At 65.6% G+C, this 26,751-nt stretch carries 26 protein-coding genes; 16 read left to right on the top strand and 10 right to left on the bottom strand.

The window, feature by feature from the left end; all coding sequences use genetic code 11:
- Positions 1 to 57: 57 nt before the first annotated feature.
- Positions 58 to 1,038, bottom strand: a complete 981-nt coding sequence (gene thiL, locus D9X30_RS00975; protein ID WP_153947256.1) for a thiamine-phosphate kinase — start codon at positions 1,036 to 1,038, stop codon at positions 58 to 60.
- 234 nt (positions 1,039 to 1,272) lie between these two features.
- On the opposite strand from thiL, the gene D9X30_RS00970 reads away from it, so the two are divergent.
- From D9X30_RS00970 to D9X30_RS00960, 3 genes are all read left to right on the top strand, one after another.
- Positions 1,273 to 3,597 carry an NADP-dependent malic enzyme gene (locus D9X30_RS00970; RefSeq protein ID WP_153947257.1) on the top strand — a complete coding sequence of 775 codons (2,325 nt, stop codon included), beginning with the start codon at positions 1,273 to 1,275 and terminating at the stop codon, positions 3,595 to 3,597.
- 428 nt (positions 3,598 to 4,025) lie between these two features.
- Entirely contained in the window at positions 4,026 to 4,373 is a 348-nt protein-coding gene (locus tag D9X30_RS00965; RefSeq protein WP_153947259.1) for a guanyl-specific ribonuclease, read from the top strand.
- On the top strand, positions 4,370 to 4,978 hold the full coding sequence (locus D9X30_RS00960; protein ID WP_153947260.1) for a barstar family protein: 609 nt from the start codon (positions 4,370 to 4,372) through the stop codon (positions 4,976 to 4,978). Before D9X30_RS00965 ends, D9X30_RS00960 begins: the two co-directional genes overlap by 4 nt.
- 90 nt (positions 4,979 to 5,068) lie before the next feature.
- Here D9X30_RS00960 and D9X30_RS00955 read toward each other — a convergent pair whose 3' ends face one another.
- The 4 genes from D9X30_RS00955 to D9X30_RS00940 form a co-directional block, all read right to left on the bottom strand.
- Positions 5,069 to 5,674, bottom strand: a complete 606-nt coding sequence (locus D9X30_RS00955; protein WP_153947261.1) for a YidB family protein — start codon at positions 5,672 to 5,674, stop codon at positions 5,069 to 5,071.
- 15 nt (positions 5,675 to 5,689) lie between these two features.
- Positions 5,690 to 6,433: a 16S rRNA (uracil(1498)-N(3))-methyltransferase gene (locus D9X30_RS00950; protein ID WP_153947262.1), complete on the bottom strand. Its 744-nt coding sequence runs from the start codon at positions 6,431 to 6,433 to the stop codon at positions 5,690 to 5,692.
- Positions 6,433 to 6,867 (bottom strand): VOC family protein, encoded by a 435-nt coding sequence (locus D9X30_RS00945; protein WP_153947263.1) that lies wholly within the window; start codon positions 6,865 to 6,867, stop codon positions 6,433 to 6,435. Before D9X30_RS00945 ends, D9X30_RS00950 begins: the two co-directional genes overlap by 1 nt.
- A 62-nt stretch (positions 6,868 to 6,929) precedes the next feature.
- Positions 6,930 to 7,841 carry a spermine/spermidine synthase domain-containing protein gene (locus D9X30_RS00940; protein ID WP_228770863.1) on the bottom strand — a complete coding sequence of 304 codons (912 nt, stop codon included), beginning with the start codon at positions 7,839 to 7,841 and terminating at the stop codon, positions 6,930 to 6,932.
- Between the two features lie 10 nt (positions 7,842 to 7,851).
- Between D9X30_RS00940 and tkt the strand changes: the two genes are divergently transcribed.
- Complete coding sequence (tkt, locus tag D9X30_RS00935; protein ID WP_502799591.1) at positions 7,852 to 9,939, top strand: transketolase; 2,088 nt, start codon at positions 7,852 to 7,854, stop codon at positions 9,937 to 9,939.
- A gap of 85 nt (positions 9,940 to 10,024) precedes the next feature.
- On the top strand, positions 10,025 to 11,023 hold the full coding sequence (gene gap / locus D9X30_RS00930) for a type I glyceraldehyde-3-phosphate dehydrogenase (protein WP_153947266.1): 999 nt from the start codon (positions 10,025 to 10,027) through the stop codon (positions 11,021 to 11,023).
- Between the two features lie 64 nt (positions 11,024 to 11,087).
- On the opposite strand, the gene D9X30_RS00925 is transcribed toward gap, so the two are convergent.
- Positions 11,088 to 11,684: a flavin reductase family protein gene (locus D9X30_RS00925; RefSeq protein ID WP_153947267.1), complete on the bottom strand. Its 597-nt coding sequence runs from the start codon at positions 11,682 to 11,684 to the stop codon at positions 11,088 to 11,090.
- Between the two features lie 294 nt (positions 11,685 to 11,978).
- Here D9X30_RS00925 and D9X30_RS00920 point away from each other — a divergent pair, with 294 nt between their 5' ends.
- Positions 11,979 to 12,983 (top strand): LysR family transcriptional regulator, encoded by a 1,005-nt coding sequence (locus tag D9X30_RS00920; RefSeq protein ID WP_153947268.1) that lies wholly within the window; start codon positions 11,979 to 11,981, stop codon positions 12,981 to 12,983.
- Between the two features lie 97 nt (positions 12,984 to 13,080).
- On the opposite strand, the gene fur is transcribed toward D9X30_RS00920, so the two are convergent.
- Positions 13,081 to 13,512, bottom strand: a complete 432-nt coding sequence (gene fur / locus D9X30_RS00915; RefSeq protein WP_066732268.1) for a ferric iron uptake transcriptional regulator — start codon at positions 13,510 to 13,512, stop codon at positions 13,081 to 13,083.
- Positions 13,513 to 13,712: 200 nt separating this feature from the next.
- Here fur and D9X30_RS00910 point away from each other — a divergent pair, with 200 nt between their 5' ends.
- The 9 genes from D9X30_RS00910 (at position 13,713) to D9X30_RS00870 (ending at position 23,483) form a co-directional block, all read left to right on the top strand.
- Positions 13,713 to 14,327 carry an outer membrane protein assembly factor BamE gene (locus D9X30_RS00910; RefSeq protein WP_153947269.1) on the top strand — a complete coding sequence of 205 codons (615 nt, stop codon included), beginning with the start codon at positions 13,713 to 13,715 and terminating at the stop codon, positions 14,325 to 14,327.
- Between the two features lie 104 nt (positions 14,328 to 14,431).
- Positions 14,432 to 15,229, top strand: a complete 798-nt coding sequence (gene dapB, locus D9X30_RS00905; protein WP_153947270.1) for a 4-hydroxy-tetrahydrodipicolinate reductase — start codon at positions 14,432 to 14,434, stop codon at positions 15,227 to 15,229.
- Positions 15,230 to 15,403: 174 nt separating this feature from the next.
- Positions 15,404 to 18,025 (top strand): leucine--tRNA ligase, encoded by a 2,622-nt coding sequence (gene leuS, locus D9X30_RS00900; protein ID WP_153947271.1) that lies wholly within the window; start codon positions 15,404 to 15,406, stop codon positions 18,023 to 18,025.
- Positions 18,026 to 18,051: 26 nt separating this feature from the next.
- Complete coding sequence (locus D9X30_RS00895; protein WP_153947272.1) at positions 18,052 to 18,567, top strand: LPS-assembly lipoprotein LptE; 516 nt, start codon at positions 18,052 to 18,054, stop codon at positions 18,565 to 18,567.
- A gap of 43 nt (positions 18,568 to 18,610) precedes the next feature.
- Positions 18,611 to 19,681, top strand: coding sequence for a DNA polymerase III subunit delta (gene holA / locus D9X30_RS00890; RefSeq protein WP_153947273.1), 1,071 nt, complete (start codon positions 18,611 to 18,613; stop codon positions 19,679 to 19,681).
- A 105-nt stretch (positions 19,682 to 19,786) separates the two neighbouring features.
- Entirely contained in the window at positions 19,787 to 21,067 is a 1,281-nt protein-coding gene (locus D9X30_RS00885; protein WP_153947274.1) for a glutamate-5-semialdehyde dehydrogenase, read from the top strand.
- An 18-nt stretch (positions 21,068 to 21,085) separates the two neighbouring features.
- Complete coding sequence (locus D9X30_RS00880; protein ID WP_153947275.1) at positions 21,086 to 21,508, top strand: CopD family protein; 423 nt, start codon at positions 21,086 to 21,088, stop codon at positions 21,506 to 21,508.
- Positions 21,509 to 21,543: 35 nt separating this feature from the next.
- Positions 21,544 to 22,149 (top strand): 2-hydroxychromene-2-carboxylate isomerase, encoded by a 606-nt coding sequence (locus D9X30_RS00875; RefSeq protein ID WP_153947276.1) that lies wholly within the window; start codon positions 21,544 to 21,546, stop codon positions 22,147 to 22,149.
- Between the two features lie 68 nt (positions 22,150 to 22,217).
- On the top strand, positions 22,218 to 23,483 hold the full coding sequence (locus D9X30_RS00870) for a THUMP domain-containing class I SAM-dependent RNA methyltransferase (RefSeq protein WP_153947277.1): 1,266 nt from the start codon (positions 22,218 to 22,220) through the stop codon (positions 23,481 to 23,483).
- A gap of 78 nt (positions 23,484 to 23,561) precedes the next feature.
- Here the strand turns inward: D9X30_RS00870 and D9X30_RS00865 are convergent, their stop codons facing one another.
- Positions 23,562 to 24,611 carry a response regulator gene (locus tag D9X30_RS00865; RefSeq protein ID WP_153947278.1) on the bottom strand — a complete coding sequence of 350 codons (1,050 nt, stop codon included), beginning with the start codon at positions 24,609 to 24,611 and terminating at the stop codon, positions 23,562 to 23,564.
- On the opposite strand from D9X30_RS00865, the gene D9X30_RS00860 reads away from it, so the two are divergent.
- Complete coding sequence (locus D9X30_RS00860) at positions 24,610 to 24,804, top strand: hypothetical protein (protein ID WP_153947279.1); 195 nt, start codon at positions 24,610 to 24,612, stop codon at positions 24,802 to 24,804. The two genes, D9X30_RS00865 and D9X30_RS00860, sit on opposite strands and share 2 nt — an antisense overlap.
- A 27-nt stretch (positions 24,805 to 24,831) precedes the next feature.
- Here the strand turns inward: D9X30_RS00860 and D9X30_RS00855 are convergent, their stop codons facing one another.
- Both D9X30_RS00855 and D9X30_RS00850 read right to left on the bottom strand, forming a co-directional pair.
- Positions 24,832 to 26,304: an NAD(P)(+) transhydrogenase (Re/Si-specific) subunit beta gene (locus tag D9X30_RS00855; protein WP_153947280.1), complete on the bottom strand. Its 1,473-nt coding sequence runs from the start codon at positions 26,302 to 26,304 to the stop codon at positions 24,832 to 24,834.
- Entirely contained in the window at positions 26,304 to 26,636 is a 333-nt protein-coding gene (locus D9X30_RS00850) for an NAD(P) transhydrogenase subunit alpha part 2 (RefSeq protein WP_066732243.1), read from the bottom strand. The genes D9X30_RS00855 and D9X30_RS00850 overlap by 1 nt, the downstream gene beginning before the upstream one ends.
- Between the last annotated feature and the right edge of the window lie 115 nt (positions 26,637 to 26,751).

Genomic DNA, 26,751 nt, shown 5'->3' with positions numbered 1-26,751 from the left:
GCAGTTCTCCCTGTTGCGCGCATGCCTGGCATCATGACACGGCTTGCGTGCGAAGTGTCACGGGGCGCTGAAATGATCGAATGACGCACCCGTAAAGGCGAACGGGTCGCCCTGGCCATCGACGATGCGCAGGCCGGCTTCCGATGTGATCGAACCGGCACGGGTGAGGGGCAGGCCGAGTTGCCGGCCGATGGCGGCGATGGCCTCGCGATGGCCCGCCGGGGCGGTGAAGCAGAGCTCGTAGTCGTCGCCGCCGGCCAGCACGCATTCGCGCTGCAGCGCCAGCGGCTGCGCCCCGAGAATCTCGGAGCGGGGCAGCGCATCGACGTCCAGAATGGCGCCGACCGAAGAGCGCGTCAGGATATGGCCCAGATCGCCGATCAGGCCGTCGGATATATCCAGTGCAGCATGCGCCACGCCGCGTAGGGCCATGCCCAGCGCCACGCGCGGGGTGGGCGTATCCATGCGCGGGCGGATCACCGTGAAATCGGGTTCGGGCAGCAGCCATTCGCCGCGGCAGTCGCCCAGGGCCAGCCGGGCATCGCCCAGCGTGCCGGAGATCCAGATGTCGTCGCCGGGGCGCGCTGCGTCGCGGCGCAGGGCCTGGCGCGGCGGCACGTCGCCAAATACGGTGATCGACAGCGTCAGCGGCCCCTTGGTGGTATCGCCGCCGATCAGCTCGCAACCGTGGTCATCGGCCAAGGCGAGCATGCCGCCCGCAAACGCTTCGAGCCAGGCGGGATCGGCCTCCGGCAAGGCCAGCGCTAGCGTGAACGCGCGCGGTTCGGCGCCCATCGCGGCCAGGTCGGACAGGTTCACGGCCAGCGCCTTGTGCCCCAGCGAGCGCGGCGGCACGTCCGGAAAGAAGTGGCGGCCGCTGACCAGCATGTCGGTGCTGACGGCAAGCTGATGGCCCGGCCGGGCGTCGATCAGCGCGCAGTCATCGCCCACCCCCAGCGCAGCCTTGCGGACGGGGCGCGTGAAGAATCGGCGAATCAGGTCGAATTCGGACAGGGAAGCAGGCGTGGGATCTGGCATCAGGTGGGGAGCATACCGGCTGGTCAAGCCCATCGGCATGCGGCATATTGTACCGAAACGCAAAGGTGCCCCGCGCAAAACGCCCATTGTGAAATAGTTTTTCACAATATAAAATGCGCCATCCTTAAGCGTGCAAATCTTAAGCGCGTACAAGCGGAGACGACGGGTTCGTGGAGCCGGCCCTTGATCTCCCAGCGTTATTCAGTGCGGCTCCACCGATCGGAAGATGCGCAGATGACAAGCCCTCAGCAGTCCCCGTCCCAAGACGATCTGAAACAGCAGCAGCGTGAGGCGCTGCGCAAGGCCGCACTCGAATATCACGAGTTTCCGACCCCCGGCAAGATTTCCGTCACCCCGACCAAGCCGCTGTCGAACCAGCGCGACCTGGCCCTGGCCTATTCGCCGGGTGTGGCCGCCGCGTGCGAGGAGATCGTCGCCAACCCGGCCGATTCGTTCCGTTACACCGCCCGGGGCAACCTCGTGGCCGTGATCACCAACGGCACCGCCGTGCTGGGCCTGGGCAATATCGGCGCCGCGGCGTCCAAGCCGGTGATGGAAGGCAAGGCCGGCCTGTTCAAGAAGTTCGCCGGTATCGACGTCTTCGACATCGAAATCGACGAGACGGACCCCGAAAAGCTGGTTGACATCATCGCGTCGCTGGAGCCGACGTTCGGTGGGATCAACCTCGAAGACATCAAGGCGCCGGAGTGCTTCTACGTGGAGCGCAAGCTGCGCGAACGGATGAAGATTCCCGTCTTCCACGACGACCAGCACGGTACCGCCATCGTGGTGGGCGCCGCCGTGATCAACGGCCTGAAGGTGGTGGGCAAGGACATCTCGAAGGTCAAGCTGGTGGCCTCGGGCGCTGGCGCCGCCGCGCTGGCCTGCCTGGACCTGCTCGTGGACCTGGGCCTGCCCATCGAGAACATCTGGGTGACGGACCTGGCCGGTGTGGTGTACGAAGGCCGTACCGAGCTGATGGACCCGGAAAAGGCACGCTTCGCGCAGAAGACCGACAAGCGCCGCCTGGGTGAAGTCATCGACGACGCAGACATCTTCCTGGGCCTGTCCGCCGCCGGCGTGCTGAAGCCCGAGATGGTGCAGAAGATGGCCGACAAGCCGCTGGTGCTGGCGCTGGCCAACCCGAATCCGGAAATCATGCCGGAACTGGTCAAGGAAATCCGTCCGGACGCCGTGATGGCCACGGGCCGCACCGACTACCCCAACCAGGTCAACAACGTTCTCTGCTTCCCGTTCATCTTCCGTGGCGCGCTCGATTGCGGCGCCACCACGATCACGCGTGAAATGGAAATCGCCGCCGCCAATGCCGTGGCGGAACTGGCGCGCCAGGAACAGAGCGATATCGTGGCCTCGGCCTACGGTATCCAGGACCTGTCGTTCGGCCCCGAATACCTGATCCCGAAGCCGTTCGATCCGCGCCTGATCGTCAAGATCGCACCGGCCGTGGCGGAAGCCGCCGCCAAGTCGGGCGTGGCCGCGCGTCCGATCGAGGACATGGACGCCTACCGCCTGCAGCTGCAGCAGTTCGTCTACCACTCGGGCACGCTGATGAAGCCGATCTACGCGGCCGCGCGCAAGGTGGAGATGGAAAAGAAGCGCATCGTCTTTGCCGAGGGTGAAGAAGAGCGCGTGCTGCGTGCCGTGCAGGTGATCGTCGACGAAAAGCTGGCCAACCCGATCCTGATCGGCCGTCCGGCCGTGCTGTCGCACCGTATCGAACGCTTCGGCCTGCGCCTGCGCATGGGTGTGGACTTCACCGTGGTCAACCCCGAGCACGACGACCGCTTCCGCGACTATTCGGACGCCTACTACCGCATGATGGCCCGCGAAGGCATCACGCAGCAGTACGCCAAGCTGGAAATGCGCCGCCGCACCACGCTGATCGGCGCGATGCTGGTCAAGCGGGGCGAGGCCGACGGCATGATCTGCGGCACGGTCAGTACGACTGCGGCCCACCTGCGCTACATCGACCAGGTGCTGGGCGGTACCAACTGCGTCTACGCCGCGATGAACGGCCTGGTGCTGCCGGGCCGCCAGATCTTCCTGGTGGACACGCACGTCAACATCGATCCGACCGCCGCCGAGCTGGCCGAAATCACGCTGATGGCCGCCGAGGAACTGAAACGCTTCGGCATCGAGCCCAAGGTTGGCCTGCTGTCGCACTCGAACTTCGGTACGTCGGAAGCCCCGTCGGCCCGCAAGATGCGCGAAACGCTGGCCATCCTGCGCGAGCGCGCGCCGGAACTGGAAGTCGACGGCGAAATGCACGGCGACAGCGCGCTGGATCAAAAGCTGCGCGATTCGCTGGTGCCGGACGGCTCGCTCAAGGGCGAAGCCAACCTGCTGGTGTGCCCGAACATCGACGCGGCCAACATTTCGTACAACCTGCTCAAGGTGGCGGCCGGCAACAACGTGGCCATCGGTCCGATCCTGCTGGGCGTGAAGGCGCCGGTTCACATCCTGACGCCGTCGGCCACCGTGCGCCGTATCGTCAACATGACGGCGCTGGTGGTGGTGGACGCCGCCGCCAAGGTCTGATCGGCGGTTTTACCGGCGGCCAGGTCCGGCCGCCGGAGCCATGTGGTGCAAGAGCCGGGTTCGCCCGGCTTTTTCATGCCCGCGTCAAATCGCCGCCTGCGCGGTTAGTATGCGCACACATATCAATAACATGTTGAAACAATTGAGGAAATTCGCGGCGTCCGGGCGCAGGGATTGATTAATGATGGACTTGCGCGTAACCTTACGCCTTTGAATGCGGACGCTCGCCTGGGCGTGCCGGTAGCGGCTTTGGGTCCGAAAAGAGACCGAGGCGATGCCGGAATGACCCGCCATCAACTTTCGCCAACGATTCATTCACTATCGTGGGTTCCCGGATTTCTCAAAGCCAGTCGCAGCGGCAGTCACATTGGCAGTCCCTGAGTCTGGCGCGAAGCCTGGGCCACGTGTTGGCTGGCGCGGCGCTATCGATGGCGCTGGTCCTGTCGCCGCAAGGCGCGATGGCAAGGCAGTCGCCCGACGTGTCCGGGGTGGGAACCATCCCGGCACAGCAGTTGCCCAACGAGGCGCGGCAAACGCTGGACCTGATAGAGGCCGGCGGCCCGTTTCCGTATGACAAGGATGGTTCGCGGTTCGGCAACTACGAACGCATCCTGCCGCAGCAGCCTCGCGGGTATTACCGCGAATACACCGTCAAGAACAGCAAAAGCCGGAATCGGGGAGCCAAGCGGATAGTTTGCGGTGGTGATCAACGCGCCGCCAACGACTGCTACTACACGGAAGACCACTACAACAGTTTCAAACGGATAACCAAATGATGACTGACATTTTCGGATTGGGCGACGCCCTTGCCGCCCGCGAGGAGCGCGGCGCCGGAGATGGCTGGCAACGGGCTCACCATCAGGCCCAGAACCTTTACGACAACGTGCTGATGATGCCGCGCCAGGATCTGACGCCCCGACTTCCGCCCGCCTGTGCCCCCGTCATGGCCACATGGGCTGACGACGGCACCAACGAGGGAGCCATGAATCTGTTCAAGACGGTGCGCCCTAATATCGTCCAGTCGATCCGCGCGTTCCGCGTGCCCGAGCTGGCCCAGGCAGCCGCCGCGCTGAATCAGCATTTCCTGTACGCGAACTGTGCCGACTGCGCGAGCAAGGCCGAGATTCTTGAGCGTATCGCTACCGAGTTCACGTTTCCGAAGCATTTCGGCAAGAATTTCGATGCCTTGTCCGACTGCCTGACCGACATGATCCACAAGGCGGGGCCGCAGCCGGGTTTCGTGATCGTCCTCGAAGGCCTGCCGATCGCGCAGAAGTTCGACAAGGAAGCCCGCGAAGTGCTGCTGGACGTGTTCCGCGACGCCGCCGAGTTCTGGGGCGAGCGCAAGGTGCAGTTCCGGGTGTTCTACTCGTTCGCCTGACGGTCCGAGCGAATCGCCCACGAAAAAGCCCGCTGGTGTCAGCGGGCTTTTTGTTTGTGCTTCGGAAAGCGTCCCCGGCCGGCCGACGCATCAGGCCGCGGGAGGCACCTGGCCGGTCGGTGTCAGGCGGTCGATCAGTTCGGGCAGGCCTTCGCTGAGACTGGCGGCCACATCGTCCGACGACATGCCGGTGGTTTCAGCCAGCGACTGCAGCGCGCCGGTGTGGCCCAGCGCCGCCGACAGGTCATTGGCGCTGACGGCCTGATTGGCGCCGGTGCCGATCCAGGAGTCCACCTGCTGGCCCAGTCCCGCCTGCGCCAGGATGTCGCGCAACGCGCCGATGCCGCCGCTGGCCGCGCCGATCGCCTGGGCCGATGCGCCGGCTTCGCCCTGTCCGCCGAGCAGCCCACCGAGCAGCGAACCCAGGTCGAGCCCGCCCGGGGCCCGTGCGCTGCCGCCGCCCAGCATGCCACCGAGCATGCCGCCCAGCCCGCCGAGGCCACCCAGCGGATTGTCGCCGGCATCGGCCGGCGCCACGCTGCCGTCGGCCCCCTGGCTCTTGTGCCGCATGGCCAGCATCGCCAGCAGGCCCAGGGCCATCATCAGCTTCGGATTCATGCCGCCGGACTGGCCTTCCTGATGCTGGCCGCCAAGCTGGCCGAGCACGCCCCCGAGTACGCTATCGAGTAGTCCCATCTCAGACTCCTTATCTCAAAATCCGCCAAGGATGGCGTTCAGCGTTGCCAGGCAAGCCAGCCCGGCGGTTTCCGTGCGCAGGATGCGCGGCCCGAGTGACACGCCGATAAAACCGGCACGCCGCGCGGCGTCTTCTTCGTCCGGGGAAAGGCCCCCCTCGGGGCCGATCAGCAGTGTCACCCCTTCGGTACGCCAGGCGTCGCGATGCGCCTGGGCAAGCTCGGGCAGCGACCCCGTGGCACGCGGCGACAGCAGCAGCCGGGCGCCGGTGGCGGGCGCTGCCGCCAGCCACGCTTCAAAAGTAGCGACCGGCGCCAGATGCGGCAAGCGATTGCGGCCACATTGTTCGCATGCGGCCTGCACCAGCGCCTGCCAGTGTGCCTGGCGCTTGAGCGCGCGGTCGCCGGACAGGCGCACGACCGAGCGGGCGGCCTGCAGCGGCTGGATGGCGGCCACGCCCAGCTCCACGGCCTTTTCGATCAGCCAGTCCATCTTGTCGCCGCCGGCCAGGCCTTGCGCCAGCGTGACCGCAAACGGCGCTTCGGCATCGGAGGCGTCATGCGCGCCAATCTGCGCGGTGGCGTGACGCTTGCCGATCTCGGCGAGGGTGGCGGCATGGCTGCCGCCCTGGCCGTTGAACAGCGTGACGGCGTCGCCCGGGGCCAGGCGCAGCACCTGCACATGGCGCACTACGGCTTCGGGCAAATCCAATACGGCATCGGCGGCCAGCGCCGCATCGACAAAGAATCTGGGAGGCATCAAGGGATGGGTTTGGCGTCCGGAGCCTTGGCCAGCGGCGTGGCAAAGCCCCATCGGTATCCATCGGGATCTTCGACCATGCAGTATCTGTCGCCCCAGAACTGGTCGGCGGGCGGCATGACGCTGGTTGCGCCGGCGCCCGTGGCCTGTGCGTACAGCGCGTCGACATCCTCGCAATACAGGTAGAACGTCTGCGGCGCTTCCACGCCCATGGAGCGCGGCGTACGGGCCGTGCTGCCCCAGGCGCCCTCGGGCGCGAACATGATGACGATCTGGCCCTGGTAGTGCATTTCGGCGTGGGTCGGCACGCCGTTCTCATCGACGACATGCCCGGCTTTGAAGCCGAATGCCCTTTGGTAGAAATCAAGGGCGGCGCGTCCGCTGGCGACCGTGAGATAGGGCGTCAGCCAGGGCGTGTTGGGCGGTCTGGACATGCGGGTCTCCCGGATGGCACGAAAGCTCCGCGCGCAAGGCAGCGGCGGGGCGTTTGTGCATGTTACGCGGGACGGCCTGCGCTGTCGAAGATCGCCTGCAAATGGCGTGGATGGTTGAACAGCGCCGGGTGCAGCCCGGCGTGGTAGGCGCGCAGCGCGCCATCGAGCCCCCACTGTTGCAGGCGCGCCGCAATGCGCTCGGGCGGGTGGGCCGCGATGTCCAGCGTATCGCTGGCCAGCGCGATTCCCCACAGCGCACCGTACGCCGGCACGAACGTGGTCAGCGGTGCCACGTTCCGGAATACCTGGCGCAGGCGCGCCAGCAGCAGCTGCGTGGCCTCCGGCCGGTGCCACGGCGGACCCAGATGCAGCGACATCGCGCCGCCGGCGGTCAGGCAGCGCCGTGCCGTCTGCAGGCCGTGCGGCGCGAACAGGGCGGCTGCCGGGCTGCCGTCGTCGGCTTCGGTCAGGTCGTAGACGATCAGGTCGAACTGGCGGCCGGCCCGCGCAAACGCTTCCATCAGGCCCAGCCCGTCGCCAATGGCCAGGTGCAGGCGCGGATCGCCCGGCTCGTCCAGGGCGCCACGGTGTATCCCGGGCAGCCATTCGCGCGCCAGGCGGACGACTTCGGCATCGAGTTCGGCCACTACCACTTCCCGCATGGTGGGAATTCGCAGCAGTTCGAAGGCCGATCCGCCGTCGCCGCCGCCCACGACCAGGGCGCTACGTGGCGAACCATGCACTGCCGCCATCGGCACGGTCATCAGCTCATGCTGGATATGGGCGTCGGCTTCGGTGCTCATTACGCGTCCATCGAGCCGGAAAATACGGCCAAATATCGCGTTCTCGCCGATTTCAACCTGCTGGTGGGGCGTGCGCGCCGCGGCCAGCACGGCGATATCGCACAGCGTGGTGCCGACACCCGGCGCCAGCCATTCGGTCCACGTCTGAGACCCCCGTCGCGGTGCGTCCATGCGTCCGGAAATGCCGCCTGCTTCTGCTAAAATTGCGGTTTTCCCGCCGTCAGGTTCTCGCATGTCTGCCCTCGCCCATCCCGCAACCAGTCCTTTTGCCAATCAACCCGTCAAGCTGATGGCCGATGCCATCCGCGTGCTTGCCATGGATGCCGTCCAGCAGGCCAACTCCGGTCACCCCGGCGCGCCGATGGGTATGGCGGACATCGCCGTGGCGCTGTGGGGGCGGCACCTGAAGCATAACCCGGTCAATCCGCACTGGGCCGACCGCGACCGCTTCGTGCTCTCTAACGGCCACGGATCGATGCTGATTTATGCCTTGCTGCATCTGACCGGCTACGACCTGCCGGTGGAAGAGCTGCGCAACTTCCGCCAGCTGCACAGCAAGACCGCCGGCCACCCGGAATACGGCATCACCCCGGGCGTGGAAACGACCACCGGCCCGCTGGGCCAGGGCATCACCAACGCGGTGGGCATGGCACTGGCCGAGCGCCTGCTGGCCGAGGAATTCAACCGCCCGGGCTTCGACATCGTCAACCATCACACCTACGTGTTCATGGGCGACGGCTGCCTGATGGAAGGCATCAGCCACGAAGCCTGCTCGCTGGCCGGCACGCTGAGGCTGAACAAGCTGATCGCGCTGTGGGATGACAACGGCATCTCGATCGACGGCGACGTGGTGCACTGGTTTGCCGACGACACGCCGAAGCGTTTCGAGGCCTACGGCTGGAACGTGATCCGCGGCGTGGACGGCCACGACGTGGTGGCGGTGGACAACGCCATCGCCCAGGCCAAGGCCAGCGACAAGCCGACGCTGATCTGCTGCCGCACGATCATCGGCAAGGGCGCGCCGAACAAGGAAGGCGGCCACGACGTGCACGGCGCCCCGCTGGGCGGCGCCGAAGTGCTGGCCACGCGCGAGGCGCTGGGCTGGGCCCACGCCCCGTTCGAACTGCCGGAAGACGTGTACAACGCCTGGAACGCCAAGGCCACCGGCAGCGCGCTGGAAAAGGCCTGGGACGCGCTGTTCGACGCCTACGCCGAAGTGCATCCGTATGAAGCCGGCGAATTCAAGCGCCGCATGCGCGGCGAACTGCCGGGCGCGTTCGATGCCGCGGTCGATGCCTTCATCGCCAAGTGCGAGGAAAAGGCCGAGACGATCGCCACGCGCAAGGCCAGCCAGAACACCATCGAGGCGTTCGCACCCGTGCTGCCGGAATTCCTGGGCGGCTCGGCCGACCTGACCGGCTCGAACCTGACCAACTGGTCGGGCACCCAGGCGGTGCGCGTGGATGCATGGGGCAACCACATCAACTACGGTGTGCGCGAATTCGGCATGAGCGCCATCATGAACGGCATCACGCTGCATGGCGGCTACGTGCCCTACGGCGCCACGTTCCTGACGTTCTCGGACTACAGCCGCAATGCGCTGCGCATGGCCGCGCTGATGAAGATCCGCACGCTGTTCGTGTTCACGCACGATTCGATCGGCCTGGGCGAAGACGGCCCGACGCACCAGTCGATCGAGCATGTGGCCAGCCTGCGCCTGATCCCGAACATGGACGTCTGGCGTACCGCCGACACGACCGAAACGGCCGTGGCCTGGGCCGAGTCGATCCGCCGCACGAACGGCCCGAGCTGCCTGATCTTCAGCCGCCAGAACCTGCCGTTCCAGAAGCGCGACGATGTCACGCGTGCCAATATCGCGCGCGGCGGCTACGTGCTGCGCGATGCGAAGAACCCGCGCACCGGGCGTCCGGACGCCGTGATCCTGGCCACGGGCTCGGAAGTGGGCCTGGCCGTGGGCGCCGCCGATGCGCTGGCCGCCGAGGGCGTGCATGTGCGCGTGGTGTCGGTACCCGCCACGACGGTGTTCGACAAGCAGGACGCCGCCTACAAGGCCAGCGTGCTGCCAGCCGGCGTGCCGCGCGTCGCCGTGGAAGCCGGCGTGACCGATTTCTGGTGGAAATACCAGGTCCAGGCGGTCGTCGGCATCGACACGTTCGGCGAATCGGCTCCGGCTGGCGTGCTGTTCAAGCACTTCGGCTTTACGGTGGACAATGTGGCCGACACCGTTCGCGCCACGCTCGCCCAGTAATTTCCGCCCGCGCGGTCAGCCGGTGCGATGCGCCGGCGACCGGCGCCGGCCACCGGCTTTATCGATTGCACTCTAGGAGATAGACATGACCATCAAGATCGGCATCAACGGCTTTGGCCGTATCGGACGCATGGTATTCCGCGCCGCCGCCGCGAACTTCAAGGACATTGAAGTCGTTGCCATCAACGACCTGCTGGAGCCGGACTACCTGGCCTACATGCTGAAGTACGATTCGGTCCATGGCCGCTTCGACGGCGAAGTGTCGGTGGAAGGCAACACGCTGGTCGTCAACGGCAAGAAGATCCGCCTGACCGCCGTCAAGGACCCGTCGGAACTGAAGTGGGGCGAGGTTGGCGCGGACGTGGTCATCGAGTCGACCGGCATCTTCCTGACCAAGGAAGGCGCGCAGAAGCACATCGACGCCGGCGCCAAGAAGGTGATCATGTCGGCCCCGTCGAAGGACGACACCCCGATGTTCGTGTACGGCGTGAACCACGAAACGTACAAGGGCGAAGCGATCATCTCGAACGCCAGCTGCACCACGAACTGCCTGGCCCCGGTGGCCAAGGTGCTGAACGACAAGTGGGGCATCAAGCGCGGCCTGATGACGACCGTGCACGCTGCCACGGCGACGCAGAAGACCGTTGACGGCCCGTCGAACAAGGACTGGCGCGGTGGCCGCGGCATCCTGGAAAACATCATCCCGTCGTCGACCGGCGCCGCCAAGGCCGTGGGCGTGGTGATTCCGCAGCTGAACAAGAAGCTGACGGGCATGTCGTTCCGCGTGCCGACGTCGGACGTGTCGGTGGTCGATCTGACCGTCGAACTGGAAAATCCGGCCAAGTACGAAGAAATCTGCGCCGAGATGAAGGCCCAGAGCCAGGGCGCGCTGAAGGGCGTGCTGGGTTACACGGAAGACAAGGTTGTGGCCACGGACTTCCGCGGCGACGCCCGTACCTCGATTTTCGACGCCGAAGCCGGCATCGCGCTGGACGGCACGTTCATCAAGGTCGTGAGCTGGTACGACAACGAATGGGGTTATTCGAACAAGTGCCTGGAAATGGCACGCGTCGTCGCCAAGTAATTGGTGCTCGCCTCATGAAGAACGCGCCTTCGGGCGCGTTTTTTTATTCTCGGCCGCAGCGGGATCAGGGTGTCAGCGGTTTTGCATCCACGGCGTCGCCGTCCACCAGGAAATGGCCGCCCGCCACATGGTGGAGGGTGCGCAGGCCGTCATGGCCGGTAAAGTGCCAGCGGCCTTCGCTGAAGACGCGGCTGTCGGCGTGGGCGGCCACCACCTCGCCCAGGAACAGGTCGTAGCCGGCCTGGATGGCGGGCTCTGGCAGCAGCCGACATTCGAGCCAGGCCGCGCAGCCTTCCAGCAAGGGCGCACCGATCACGCTGCCGGCAAACGTCTGCAGCCCGTAGGCGGCGAACTTATCGATGCCTTGCTGTTCCAGCATGGTCAGTCCGGAGCTGGAGCCCAGCGCCTGGGTAATATCGACCTGGCTGACCGTGGGCACCTGCAACGCAAACTCGCCGCTGGCTTCCAGCAGGCGGCGCGTCCAGGTGGCCTTGTCCAGCACGACGGCCACCTTGGGCGGCGCAAAATCGAGCGGCATCGCCCAGGCGGCGGCCATGATGTTGCGCTGGCCGCGGTGGGCCGCGCTGACCAGTACCGTGGGACCGTGATTGAGCAGCCGATAGGCTTTGGCAAGATCAACGCCGAGACGAGGAGAAATCATGATGCGCGTCCGAAATTTCCGAGGTAATGTGAGCGGGCGCAAGGCAGGATCGAGCCCATTCAGGTCAATATAGCGGGCCTCGCGCGCGCCGGGATCATGGTTTTTGACATTATCTGTCCCAATGTTGTCAAAAATCCCCCGATTACCGAATCGCGTAGTGCGAGAAATGCCGAATTTGCTTTTCCCTGCCGTTTTTTTCTCTTACACTCGGAAGAATCTGTTGAAATCTGATGTGCAGCCAGTGAAAGTGGTGGGGCCATCCAGAAGCGCGAGACATAACAACCGGGCCTGATCATGGTGAACGTGGATACCAAGCTGCTGGTGATTTTTACCGAGCTGCTGAGCAAGCGGAACGCCACTTATGTGGCGGAGAAAATGCATATGACGGCGCCTGCCGTATCGCATTCGCTTGGGCGCTTGCGCGAAATCTTCGACGACCCTCTCTTTATCCGCGTGCCGCATGGGCTGACGCCAACGCCCCGTGCGCTGGAGCTGGGTCCGAAAATCCGGGACATGCTCGACCTGTGGTCGTCCATCAACGAGGGCGATGCAGACAATTTCGATCCCGCGGTGGCCACCGGCACGCTGAGCATCGGCTTTGCGGCCGAGTTGGGCGATACCGTCTTCAATCGATTCGTGCTGCGGATCAAGCAGCTGGCGCCGGACCTGCATATCCGGCTGGTGGAATCGCACTCATGGGAAAGTGACGTGGCGTCCATGCGCGCCAATGAGCTGGACCTCGCATTTTCTCCATTCCCCACGCGCCATCCGGAAATCGTCGAGGAAATGGTGACGTCGCTGAACCTGTGGGTGTGCGCGCGCAAGAATCATCCACTGCTCAAGACCGATTGCACGCTGGAGCAATACCTGGAATGCAGCCATATCTTCATGGCGCATTCGGGCGGCACAGGCCGGCCGGCGCCGGCGCTGATTCCGCTGGACTACGCGCTGCAGCAGCGCGGTCTGAAGCGCAATGCCACGCTGACAGTGCATTCGTGGCGTGCCCAGGCCGAACTGGCGGCGCAGACCGACATGATCTTCACGGTCAACGCGCTGACCAAGGACATGGCCTGCGAGACCTATGGCCTCAAGGCGTTCCCGCTGCCGGCGGAATTGAACACGACGCTGGGCCTGAACATGTTCTGGCACCGCAGCCGGAATACGCATCCGATGCTGGTCTGGGCCCGACACTTGTTTCGTCAGGTCGTTGGAGAATTCGTGGGCCTGCCTCAAGTCGCCGCGGCACGCACCCTGCGCGTGGTGACCGAGGCCGAACAGGACAACCTGCCGCAGGAATAAGCGGCCGGCCGATTCGGCAAGCCCAATAAAAAACCGGCGCTCTCGTGCCGGTTTTTTATTGCCTGCATGGTGGGGACTGGATCGAGCCCCCCGTGGCTTATCGTTTGGGTCTGTGGGGACAGTCGTTCTTGGTGCAGTTGCCGTACAGCGACAACGCATGTTCCTGCAAGGCAAAACCGCGCTCGCGCGCAATACTCTGCTGGCGCTGCTCGATATCGCCGTCGAAGAACTCCTCGACGCGACCGCAGTCCAGGCACACCAGGTGATCGTGGTGCTTGCCTTCGTTGAGTTCGAAAATTGCCTTGCCCGATTCGAAGTTGTTGCGGGACAGCAGGCCCGCCTGTTCGAACTGCGTCAGGACGCGATAGACCGTGGCGAGGCCGATATCCATGTGCTCGTTGAGCAGGATCCGGTAAACGTCTTCCGCGCTCAAATGGCGCTGCTCGCTGGTCTGGAAGATTTCAAGAATCTTCAGGCGGGGGACAGTCGCCTTGAGGCCGATATTTTTGAGGTCCGCCGGACTCGGCATGGGCGTGACTCCCTAGAGTACAATGTCTGGATAGTTGAATCATAAGGGTTTTGGCGACAAAAGTCGCCCCGGTGCCATGGCGCCCGGCCGCCACCCGCAAGGTGGCGTACCCGCGATGCGCCTGGCCGTGCCGGCCGCCTCCGATTGTCTGCGGAGCGTCGGGACCGGCACAGAACCATTCCCGTCTGGAAGCGAGATACATGCGTTCATTCCGTTCGTCCGCCATGCGCCCCGCGCTGGTGTCTTCCCTGCTGGCCGCCGCGCTGCTGGCCGGCGCCTGCTCGGCCTACGACAGCACGTCGCGCAAGGTGGCAGAGGCCATCACGCCATATCGCATCAACATCGTTCAGGGCAACTTCGTGTCCCGCGAGGCGGCTTCGCAACTGCGCGAAGGCATGACGCGCGACCAGGTGCGCTTCCTGCTGGGTACGCCGCTGCTGCAGGACGTGTTCCACGGTAATCGCTGGGACTACTATTTCTCGTTCCGCCGGGGCAGCACGCCGGTGGTGCAGTCGCGCCAGTTCACGGTGTTCTTCGAGGACGACAAGCTGGTGAAGTGGCAGGGTGGCGATTTGCCGTCGGAATATGAACTGATTGCCGAAATCGACGGCATGAAGGCGGCGCAGCGCAACCAGAAGATCGGCATTGCGACGTCCAGCGCCAGTGCTTCGCAGCCGGCCTCCGCGCCGGCCGCTGCTGGCGCCTCGGCTCCGGAAGCCGCGCCGGCGCCGGCCGTTGAATCGACGCCTCCCGCCTCCGAACCGGCCGCCCAGGGGCCGGCCACGAGCGCCACCCCGGACAAACCGGCCAGCTGATCGCAAGCCGGCTCCGGCCGGCTGCCACCCATCGCATCCGTGCGCCCCGCCTGTCAGGCCGGGTCGCAGTCTTCCCAGTCTTTCCGCCACCGCAACGCCACGCCATGAAAATCGCCATCGCAGGTGCCTCCGGCCGCATGGGCCGCATGCTGATCGAAACCGTTCTGAATACCGATGGCGTCACGCTGGCGGGTGCGCTGGAGCATGCGTCGTCGCCCGCGCTGGGCCAGGACGCCGGGTTGTTCCTGGGTCAGGTGACGGGCGTCAAGATCACGGCCGATATCGATGCCGTGCTTGGCGCCGCTGATTGCCTGATCGACTTCACCCGCCCCGAGGGCACGCTGGTCCACCTGGACGCCGCAAAGCGCCTGGGCAAGAAGATCGTGGTCGGCACGACCGGCTTCGACGCCGCCGGCAAGCAGGCCCTGGCCGACGCAGCCAAGTCGATTGGCGTGGTGTTCGCGTCGAACTTCAGCGTGGGCGTCAACGCCACGTTCAAGCTGCTCGACGTGGCCGCCAGGCTGCTTTCGACGGGTTACGACATCGAAGTGATCGAGGCGCATCATCGTCACAAGGTCGATGCCCCGTCGGGGACCGCGCTGACGATGGGCGAAGTGATCGCCAATGCGCTTGGGCGTAACCTCGACGACTGCGCCGTGTATGCCCGCGAAGGCCATACGGGCCCGCGCGATCCGAACTCGATCGGTTTTGCCACGATCCGTGGCGGCGATATCGTTGGCGACCATACGGTGATGTTTGCCGGTATTGGCGAGCGCATCGAGATCAGCCACAAGTCGTCCAGCCGCCAGTCGTACGCCGATGGCGCGGTGCGCGCCGCCCGTTTCCTGGCCGACAAGCCCAGCGGCATGTTCGACATGCAGGATGTGCTGGGCCTGAAGTAACCGGCTGTCTCGCGGCTCGCCATGGCGGGCCGTTCGCGCCTTTGGGCGCCGCCGTGGCAGGGCCGGAATCGCTGTCGGCCACGGTTATAATCGTCTCTTTCGTTTTTCCGATCCCCCCGGCCGCCGGCGCGCCAGTCGCCGCGCGTGACCGTTGCCCAGACCGTCGTCCCGACCATGCAAGACAAATATCTTCCGTCCGCCGTTGAACAAGCCGCCCAGCAGCACTGGCAAGCGATCGATGCCTACAAGGTATCGGAGCACGCGGTCGGGCCCGACGGCAAGGAAAAGCAGAAGTTCTACGCCTGCTCGATGCTGCCGTATCCGTCGGGCAAGCTGCACATGGGGCACGTGCGCAACTACACCATCAACGACGTGATGGCGCGCTACCTGCGCATGAACGGCCGCAACGTGCTGATGCCGATGGGCTGGGATGCGTTCGGCATGCCGGCGGAAAACGCCGCGCTGAACAACAAGGTGGCGCCGGCCGCCTGGACCTACGACAACATCGCTTACATGAAGAAGCAGATGCAGTCGATGGGCCTGGCGATCGACTGGTCGCGTGAAGTGGCCACCTGCAGCCCCGACTACTACCGCTGGAACCAGTGGCTGTTCCTGAAGATGCTGGAAAAGGGCATCGCCTACCGCAAGACCGGCACCGTGAACTGGGACCCCGTGGACCAGACCGTGCTGGCCAACGAGCAGGTGATCGACGGCCGCGGCTGGCGTTCGGGCGCGGTGGTCGAAAAGCGCGAGATCCCGATGTACTACCTGCGCATCACCGACTACGCGCAGGAACTGCTGGGCGACCTGGACGGCCTGGGCTGGCCGGAGCGCGTCAAGATCATGCAGCAGAACTGGATCGGCCGCAGCGAGGGCGTGCGCTTTGCCTTCCCGCACCAGATCCAGGGCGCCGACGGCAAGCTGGTGGGCGACGGCAAGCTGTTCGTGTTCACCACGCGCGCCGACACCATCATGGGTGTCACGTTCTGCGCCGTGGCCGCCGAGCACCCGCTGGCCACCCACGCTGCCGCGAACAATCCGCAACTGGCCGCGTTCATCGACGAATGCAAGCACGGTTCGGTCATGGAAGCCGACATGGCGACCATGGAGAAGAAGGGCATGCCCACCGGGCTGAAGGTCACGCACCCGCTGACCGGCGAGCAGGTGGACGTGTGGGTCGGCAACTACGTGCTGATGACGTACGGCGATGGCGCCGTGATGGGCGTGCCGGCGCATGACGAGCGCGACTTCGCGTTCGCGAAGAAGTACAACCTGCCGATCAAGCAGGTCATCGACGTCAAGGGCCAGCCATATTCGACCGACGCCTGGCAGGAATGGTACGGCGACAAGGAACACGGCACCTGCATCCACAGCGGCAAGTACGACGGCATGGGCTACCAGGCGGCCGTCGATGCCATTTCCGCCGACCTGGCCGCCAAGGGCCTGGGCGAGAAGAAGGTGACGTGGCGCCTGCGCGACTGGGGCATCTCGCGCCAGCGTTACTGGGGCACGCCGATTCCGCTGATCCACTGCGACAGCTGCGGCGTGGTGCCGGTGCCCGAGCAGGATCTGCCGGTGGTGCTGCCGGAAGACCTGGTGCCGGACGGCACCGGCAATCCGCTGAACAAGGATCCGCGTTTCCTGGCGTGCACCTGCCCGTCGTGCGGCAAGCCCGCGCGCCGCGAAACCGACACGATGGACACGTTCATCGACTCGTGCTGGTACTACATGCGCTATACGTGCCCCGATGCCAGCACGATGGTGGACGGCCGCAACGACTACTGGATGCCGATGGACCAGTACATCGGCGGCATCGAGCACGCGATCCTGCACCTGCTGTACGCGCGTTTCTGGACCAAGGTCATGCGCGACATGGGCCTGGTCAAGTTCGACGAGCCGTTCACGAACCTGCTCACGCAGGGCATGGTGCTGAACGAGACGTTCTACCGTGAAGACGCGTCGGGCAAGAAGATTTGGTACAACCCGGCCGACGTGGACGTGCAGACCGACGAGCGGGGCCGCCCCGTGGGCGCCACGGCCAAGGCCGACGGCCTGCCGGTGGTGATCGGCGGCATCGAGAAGATGTCGAAGTCGAAGAACAACGGTATCGACCCGCAGGCGCTGATCGACCAGCATGGCGCCGATACGGCCCGCCTGTTCGTGATGTTTGCCGCACCGCCCGAGCAGCAGCTCGAATGGAGCGGTTCGGGCGTGGACGGCGCGTCGCGCTTCCTGCGCCGCGTGTGGAACTACGGCTACGCCAACGCCCAGGCGATTCGCGATGGCGCGGGCAGCCAGTTCACGGCCGCCGACGCCGATGTGCGCCGCGAGCTGCACACCGTGCTCAAGCAGGCCAACTACGATTACGAGCGGATCCAGTACAACACCGTCGTGTCGGCGACGATGAAGATGCTGAACGCGCTGGAAGATGCCAAGGCGGCGTCGCCGGCCGCGCGCCGCGAAGGCTTCAGCATCCTGCTGCGCGTGCTGTATCCGGTGGTGCCGCATATCGCGCACGGGCTCTGGACCGAACTCGGCTATGCAGCCGAAGCCGGCGACATCCTCGACGCGGCCTGGCCGCAGGTGGACGAAAGCGCGCTGGTACGCACCGAAATCGAACTGGTGCTGCAGATCAACGGCAAGGTCCGTGGCAGCCTGACCGTGCCGGCCGATGCCGACCGCGCCGCCATCGAGGCCGTGGCCGCCGGCAGCGAGACCGTGGCGAAGTTTGCCAACGGCGCCGCGCCCAAGAAGATCGTGGTGGTGCCGGGCCGGCTCGTCAACGTGGTGCTCTGAGCCACACAGCCAGGAAGACACAAGCAATGGATCGACCGGACATGGGACGCCGCGGATTTCTCGCCATCGGGGCTGCAATGGCGGCGGCCGGCTTGCTGGCCGGCTGCGGCTTTCACATGCGCGGGAACGCCGATTTCGCATTCAAGCGGCTCTACATCGGCTTGCCGCCCAATTCGCTGATGGGCGCCGACCTGCGCCGCAATATCCGCAACGGTTCCGACACGAAGGTCGTGGAGGAGCGCGAGGAAGCGGACGCATTGCTGGACGTGCTGGCCGATACGCGCGGCAAGTCGATCCTGTCGATCACGGCCCAGGGCGTGGTGCGCGAATACCGGCTGACCCAGCGTTTCAGCTTCCGGCTGCGCGATGCTGCGGGCAAGGAGCTGATTCCGGCGTCGACGCTGATCCTGACGCGCGACCTGACGTACAACGAAGCCAATACGCTGGCCAAGGACTACGAAGAGCAGCAGCTCTACCGCGATATGCAGAAGGACATCGTGCAGCAGCTGATGCGCCGCCTGGCAGCGGTCAAGACGATCTGATCGCGGCCGCGCGCGGATCGCTTCGCAGGCACAGGGCAACACGATGCAGCTCAAGCTCGACGGACTCGATGCACACCTGAAGCAGGCCCAGGCCAGGGGCCTGGCGCCGCTCTACGTGGTGCATGGCGACGAGCACCTGCTGGTGCTGGAGGCGGTGGACCGCCTGCGCCGCGCCGCGCGGGACTCGGGCTTTACCGAGCGCGAAGTGCTGGTGGCCGAGCGCGGCTTCCAGTGGGGCCAGGTCACCGAGGCCCAGCAGTCGATGTCGCTGTTTGGCGACCGCAAGATCGTGGAACTGCGCGTGCCATCGGGCAAGCCCGGCAAGGACGGCGGCGAGGCCTTGCGCGCCGTGGCAGCCCAGCCCTCGCCGGACGTGGTGATGCTGGTCACGTTGCCGAGGCTCGACTTTGCCACGTCGAAATCGGCCTGGTTCCAGGCGCTGGAGTCGGCGGGCGTATCGATCAAGGTGGATGCCGTGGACCGCACGCGCCTGCCCGCCTGGGTGGGCGAGCGGCTGGCCCTGCAGCAGCAGCGTGTGGAACCGGGCGAGCCCGGCCGGCGCTCGCTGCAGTTCATCGCCGACAAGGTGGAAGGCAATCTGCTGGCCGCGCACCAGGAAATCCAGAAACTGGGGCTGCTGTACCCGGCGGGCGTGCTGACGTTCGACCAGGTGCACGACGCGGTGCTGAACGTGGCCCGCTACGATGTGTTCAAGCTGTCCGAGGCGATGCTGGGCGGCGATGTGCCGCGCCTGACGCGCATGCTCGAAGGGCTGCGCGGCGAGGGCGAGGCCACGGTGCTGGTGCTGTGGGCGCTGACCGAGGAAATTCGCGTATTATCCAAGGTCCGGCAAGGGCTGGCGGCTGGCAAGCCGGCGGGCGTGCTGATGCGCGAACTGCGCGTCTGGGGCCCGCGTGAGCGCCTGGTGCCACAGGCCGCGCAACGGTTGTCGATGCCGCAGCTGGAAGCCGCGCTGGCCATGGCCGCACGGCTGGACCGCCAGGTCAAGGGCCTGGCCGACCTGCCAGGCGCCGGAGGCGCGGCGGGCAGCCTGCCAGCCGAGCCATGGGACGGCCTGCTGCAACTGGCGCTGCAGATCGCGCGGCCAGCCTGACGTCCCGGACCCAGGCAGCGAACCAACCAGAATACTGCCGGCAGCCGCGCCGGCGCTTCGACATCGCGGCACCCACAGCAGACCGGGCTGGGCCCGGACACCATCATGACCGAGTTCGATCTCCACGCTTACATGAACCGCGTCGGCCAGCAGGCCCGCGCGGCATCGCGCGCCATGGCGCGGGCCTCCACGGCCGACAAGAACCGTGCGCTGCTGACGATTGCCGCGGCCATCCGGCGCGATGCCGGCAAGCTCAAGGCCATCAACGCCCGCGACGTGGAACGCGCCCGCGCCAATGGCCAGGACGCCGCCTTCGTGGACCGCCTGACGCTGTCCGACAAGGCCATCGACACCATGGCCGCCGGCCTGGAGCAGATTGCCGCGCTGCCGGACCCGATCGGCGAGATCAGCAACATGAAGTTCCGCCCGACCGGTATCCAGGTGGGGCAGATGCGCGTGCCGCTGGGCGTGATCGGCATCATCTACGAATCGCGGCCGAACGTGACCATCGACGCCGCGGCGCTGTGCCTGAAGTCGGGCAACGCCACGATCCTGCGTGGCGGCTCCGAGGCGATCGAATCGAACACGGCGCTGGCCGCGCTGGTGGCCGAGGGCCTGGCCGCCGCCGGGCTGCCGGGCGAGGCGGTGCAGGTCATCGAGACCACGGACCGCGCTGCCGTTGGCCGTCTGATCACCATGAACGAATACGTCGACGTGATCGTGCCGCGCGGCGGCAAGAGCCTGATCGCGCGCCTGATCGAGGAAGGCCGCGTGCCGATGATCAAGCACCTGGACGGCATCTGCCATGTCTACATCGACGACGATGCCGACGTGGAAAAGGCCGTGCGCATCTGCGACAACGCCAAGACGCAGCGTTACGCGCCATGCAACACGATGGAAACGCTGCTGGTGTCGCGCCAGATCGCGGCCACCGTGCTGCCGCCGCTGTGCCGCATCTACCAGGAAAAGGGCGTGGAACTGCGCGTCTGCGCCGACACGCGCGCCACGCTGGAATCCGCCGGCTTCAGCGGCCTGGTTGACGCCACCGAGGAAGACTGGCGCCTGGAATACCTGGCGCCGGTGCTGGCCATCCGTACCGTGGACGGTCTGGACGCCGCGATCGCGCATATCAATACCTACGGCTCGGCCCACACCGATTCGATCGTGACGGAGAACTACAGCGCCGGCATGCGCTTTATCCGCGAAGTGGACTCGGCCAGCGTGATGATCAATGCCTCGACGCGTTTTGCCGATGGCTTCGAGTACGGCCTGGGCGCCGAAATCGGCATCTCGAACGACAAGCTGCACGCCCGTGGTCCGGTGGGGCTGGAGGGGCTGACGTCGCTCAAGTACGTCGTGTTCGGTCACGGCGAAGTGCGCACGTAAGGGGAGGCGGGAACGCAGATGCTTTGGGTCAAGGCCTTCCATATCCTGTTCGTCGTCTCGTGGTTCGCGGGCCTGTTCTACCTGCCGCGCATCTTCGTCAACCTGGCCATGGAAACCGACCCGGCCAGCGTGCGCCGCCTGCTGCTGATGGCGCGCAAGCTGTTCCGGTTCATGACCATGCTGGCAGTGCCGGCCCTGGTGTTCGGCCTGTGGCTGTTCCTGGGCTACGGCATCGGGCGCGGCGCGGGGCAGGGCTGGATGCATGCCAAGCTGGCGCTGGTGCTGGTGCTGATCGGCTATCACCACGGCTGCGGCGTGCTGCTGCGCAAGTTCGAACGCGGCGCCAACACACGCTCGCACACGTTCTACCGCTGGTTCAACGAGCTGCCGGTGCTGGTGCTGTTGGCCATCGTGATTCTGGTTGTCGTAAAGCCGTTCTAAGCTGTCGGATTCCTACTGTTTTCGATGAGGTCGTGATGAGCAAGCAGGTCGAGTACTTTCTGGCGCCGCAGTCGCCGTTCGTCTACCTGGGCCATGCCCGCTTTGTGGAAATCGCCAACCGCCACCAGGCGCAGGTGCTGCTGAAGCCAGCCGACCTGGGCAAGGTGTTTTCGGTCTCGGGCGGCGTGCCGCTGGCGCAGCGTCCGCCGCAGCGCCAGGCGTACCGGCTGGTCGAGCTCGAACGCTGGAGCCGCTTCCTGGGTATCCCGCTGAACCTGCATCCGACGTTCTTCCCGGTGTCGGGCGATGCCGCCGCCAAACTGATCATCGCCGCCCAGCTCGCGCATGGCACGGCCCGTGCGCTGGCGCTGACCGGCGCCATCACGCGCGCCGTCTGGGCCGAGCAGCGCAATATCGCCGATGGCGGCACGCTGTCGCAGATCGCCGACGAGAACGGCCTCGATGGCGCCAGCCTGCTCAAGGCCAGCGAAGGCCAGGCCGTGCAGGCCGCCTATGCGCAGAACACGCAGGATGCGATTTCCGCCAATGTGTTCGGCGCGCCGTGGTTCGTCTACGACGGCCAACCGTATTGGGGCCAGGACCGGCTCGATTTCCTTGACCGCGCCCTGGCTGCAGGCTGATCGGCACACCGGACCCATGCCTTGCCCGTCCGCGATGCGGACGTTTTTGTTTTCTGGAAAGACTCGCCATGACCCAAGCCTTCTTTGCTCCTTGCCCGCGTGGCCTTGAACCGGCACTGGCCGAGGAGCTGCGCGAGATTGCGCAGTACCCGGCCGTGGTGGCGGCGGCACCGTTCGAGGTGCATCGCGAAATGCCGGGCGGCGTGACGTTTTCGGGCGAGATGGCCGCGGCCTATGCGGTCAACCTGCATTCGCGCATTGCCAGCCGCGTGCTGCTGCGCGTGGCGCAGCGCGGCTACCGCCACGAGGACGACATCTATGCGCTGACGCGCCAGCAACGCTGGGAGCAATGGTTCTCGCCGGACGAGACGCTGCGCGTGGACATCACCGCCCACAAGTCGCAGCTGCGCAGCCTCAACTTCACGGCGCTGCGCGTCAAGGACGGAGTCTGCGACGCCATGCGCGAACGGCTGGGCGCACGCCCCAGCGTCGATACGGTCAGTCCGGACGTCCGCATCTACGCCCACCTGACCGAGACCGATTGCACGCTGTACCTGGACACCACGGGCGAGCCGCTGTTCAAGCGCGGCTGGCGCATGGAAAAGGGTGAGGCGCCGCTCAAGGAAAACCTCGCCGGCGGCATCCTGCGCCTGGCTGGCTGGGTGCCGGGCCAGACCGACCGGCCGTTCTTCGATCCGATGTGCGGCAGCGGCACGTTCCTGGTGGAAGCCGCGCAGGTGGCGCTGGGCATCGCGCCGGGCGTGGGCCGCACGTTCGCGTTCGAATGGCTGAAGGGCGCGGATACCAGGGCGTGGCAGGCATTGCGTGCCGATGCGCAACGCGCGCGCGAGTCGGCCGCCAGCCGCGCCGCGACGCTGCAGATCGCCGGGTCCGATATTTCGACGGACATGCTGTCGATGGCGCAGGCCAACTGGCAGCGCGCCGGCCTGCCGGGCGATATTTCGCTGAAGCAGGTCGATGCGCGCTTCGTGCAGCCGCCGTTTGCCAAGCCGGGCCTGATGATGATGAACCCGCCGTATGGCGAGCGTATCGCAGTGCGCGGCAGCCGCCGCGATGCGATGCAGGACGCGCCGCCCGACGAAGTGGAAGAGGCCGCTGCCAACCAGTTCGCCAGCGCCTTTGCCACCACGCTCAAGCAGAACTTCGCGGACTGGCAGGCCTGGGTGTTCACGGGCGATCTGTCGATGCCCAAGCGGCTGCGCCTGAAGGAATCGCGCCGCACGCCGCTCTACAACGGCAATATCGAATGCCGGCTGTTCCGTTTCGACATGGTGCGCGGCGGCAATCGGGATCAGGCGAAGAAAGAAGGCTGACGCGCGAAGGCGATCCGGTGCGCGCCGGCTTCGCACTCCACTCCAACGGTGTGGAGAACGGTGTAAATCGTAAAAGTACTACGCGAGTTTGTTCCGCCCGGTCATCGCCGCGCCGTTGCGCGAAAACTCCGACAGGAAGCTCTGCAGGCTGACCACCGGCTCCTGCAGCATGTGGCGCGGCAGGTCGAACAGCGCGTAGAAATATTCCTCGTTGCCCTCGCAGCGTTCCGCCGGGAGGCAGTATTGTTCCCAGTCCATGCAGGCCGGCGTGTACATGCCGTTGCCAGGCCAGAAGAACGGTACGATGCGGCCCTCGCGCAGCCCTTCGATCAATGCCGCCGGCGCCTCGTACGCTTCGGCCGACTCCACCTGGCTCATCAGCCCGGCGCGGGTTTCGATCACCATCAGCGTGGCATGGCCCTGTGCGGTCAGCAGCAGCATGCCCACGGGGTTCGGGAACAGGTAGTACTCGATAAAGCCATAGCGTGCCGCCGTCTGGCGTACGCGGTCGGCCATGATCGGGTCGGACAGGAACGAGTACGAATGGCGCGTGAGCAGGTCGCGCAGCGTGCGCGAGATCGACGCGAAGTACTGCTGCTGGAGCGCGTCGATTTCGTCGTTCAGCCGCGCCACCATGTTCGGATCGTGCTTCTTCACGTAGCGGTCGATCAGCCCGTGGTTGAAGCCCTGCACGGCGATGCTTTCATCGGCCGTGCCGGTCAGCAGGATGGTCTTGCACGGCAGGTCTTCCAGCGCCTGGCAGAATTCGAGCCCGTCCATCTGTGGCATGGAGTAATCCACCACCACCACGCCGGGCTGCAGGAAGCGATGCACATCGTGGATCTGGCGATGGATGCGGTCGACATCGAGCTGCACCGTGCGGCGTTCGGACAGGAAGGTCAGGTCGTCGTGCGTGACGCGTACCGGCAGGAAGGCGGGATGCCGCGTGGCATACGCTTCGCGAATCCACGTCAGCGCGTCGCGCGGATCGGTGAAGCTGACCACCGCGCGCGATGCATCCATCTGGAAAGCCAGGCTGTCGATAAACGACTTGCTGTCGTCCACCAGTACCGTCAGTACTGGGTGATGGAAAACCGACAGGTTCCGGTCGTGCGCGGGGAATGTCATGGTGCGATCAAATCTGGCCGCCGGCCGCAAGGGGAAAAAGAACGGGGCAAGCCAGTATAGCGCCTGCGTCTGCCTGCGCAACCAGACCACGCAAAAGGAAACGGCCAGCGTTGGTTGCTGGCCGCACTACTTCGATTTTATTGATTTCAGGTCTGCGCGTTTCTTTATTCACTTGGCAGCACTGCGCGCCTGACGGCCACTGCCGAACATTAACGGCAGCTTATTCCACGGCCTTGAACATGTCCTCCACCACCTTCTTGGCGTCGCCGAACACCATCATGGTCTTGTCCATGTAGAACAGCTCGTTGTCCAGGCCCGCGTAGCCGGCGGCCATCGACCGCTTGTTCACGATGATGGTCTTGGCCTTGTAGGCTTCCAGGATCGGCATGCCGGCGATCGGCGATTTCGGATCGGTCTTGGCGGACGGGTTGACCACGTCGTTGGCGCCCAGCACCAGCACCACGTCGGCCTGCCCGAATTCGCTGTTGATGTCCTCCATCTCGAAGACCTGGTCGTACGGCACCTCGGCTTCGGCCAGCAGCACGTTCATGTGGCCCGGCATGCGGCCCGCCACGGGGTGGATGGCGTACTTCACCGTCACGCCGTGCTCGGTCAGCTTTTCGGTCAATTCCTTCAGTGCATGCTGCGCACGGGCCACCGCCAGGCCGTAGCCGGGCACGATGATCACGGTCTCGGCGTTGCTCATCACGAACGCGGCGTCGTCGGCCGAGCCCGACTTCACGTTGCGCTGGGCCTGCGCGCCGGCCGGGCCGGCAGCAGACGCCTCGGCGCCGAAGCCGCCCAGGATCACGTTGAAGAACGAACGGTTCATCGCGCGGCACATGATGTACGACAGGATGGCACCCGAGGAGCCCACCAGCGAGCCCGCAATGATCAGCATCGGGTTGTTCAGCGAGAAGCCGATGCCCGCCGCCGCCCAGCCCGAGTACGAGTTCAGCATCGACACCACCACGGGCATGTCGGCGCCGCCGATCGGGATGATGATCAGCACACCCAGCACGAAGGCGATGGCCAGCATGATCAGGAACGGCAGCCACGACTGCGACAGGAAGAAGATCACGCCAAAGCCGATCATGGCGATGGCCAGCAGCAGGTTCAGCCAGTGCTGTCCCGGAAACACCACCGGCGCGCCCTGGAACAGGCGGAACTTGTAGCGGCCCGACAGCTTGCCGAACGCGATGACCGAGCCCGAGAACGTGATCGCCCCCACGAAGCAGCCGATGAACAGCTCGATACGGTTGCCCAGCGGGATCAGGTGCGTACCGGCCGGCGTGATGCCGAACGCGGCAGGTTCCGCCACGGCGGCCACGGCGATGAACACCGCGGCCAGACCGATCAGCGAGTGCATCGCCGCCACCAGTTCCGGCATCTTGGTCATTTCGACCTTGCGTGCCACGTAGGCGCCAATGCCGCCACCTACCACCAGTGCGCCGAAGATCAGCGCCAGGCCGGTGCCGACCGACGACTGCGCGGCGCCCACGGCCAGGAACTCGTTCTTGAGCTTGATGATCAGCACCAGCGTGGTCACCACGGCAATCGCCATGCCGATCATGCCGAACGCGTTGCCCTTGCGGGCCGATGCCGGGTGCGACAACCCCTTCAGGGCCTGGATGAAGCAGACCGACGCCACCAGGTACAGCAGCGTCACAAGGTTCATGCTGATGCCTTCCATCACGCACCTCCCTTGGCGGCTTCAGCCCCGGCCTTGGCGCGTGGCTCCTTCTTCTTGAACATCTCCAGCATGCGCTGGGTCACCAGGAAGCCACCGAACACGTTCACCGCGGCCAGTGCCACGGCCAGCGTGCCCATCACGCGGCCCACGCCGCCTTCGGTCAGGCCGGCCGCCAGCATGGCACCGACGATGATGATGGCCGAGATCGCATTGGTCACGGCCATCAGCGGGGTGTGCAGCGCGGGCGTGACCGTCCACACCACGTGGTACCCTACGTAAATTGCCAGCACGAAGATGATCAGGTTGATCACCGTGTGGTTCACCATCTCCATCGACTTCTCCTCCGTTGCTTTTGAATACTGCCGGGCGTCGCGTCCGCGCAGGCGGACTGAAACTGCAGGATCAAGCGTGCCGGGGACGCGGCGGGCCGTGGCGCAGGGCTCTTTT

Origin of the sequence: Cupriavidus sp. U2, assembly GCF_009663685.2 — a bacterium.
Classification (GTDB): Bacteria; Pseudomonadota; Gammaproteobacteria; order Burkholderiales; family Burkholderiaceae; genus Cupriavidus; species Cupriavidus necator_C.
Note: the sequence above shows the minus strand (reverse complement) of the source record. Positions and strands in the feature narration are given on the sequence as shown.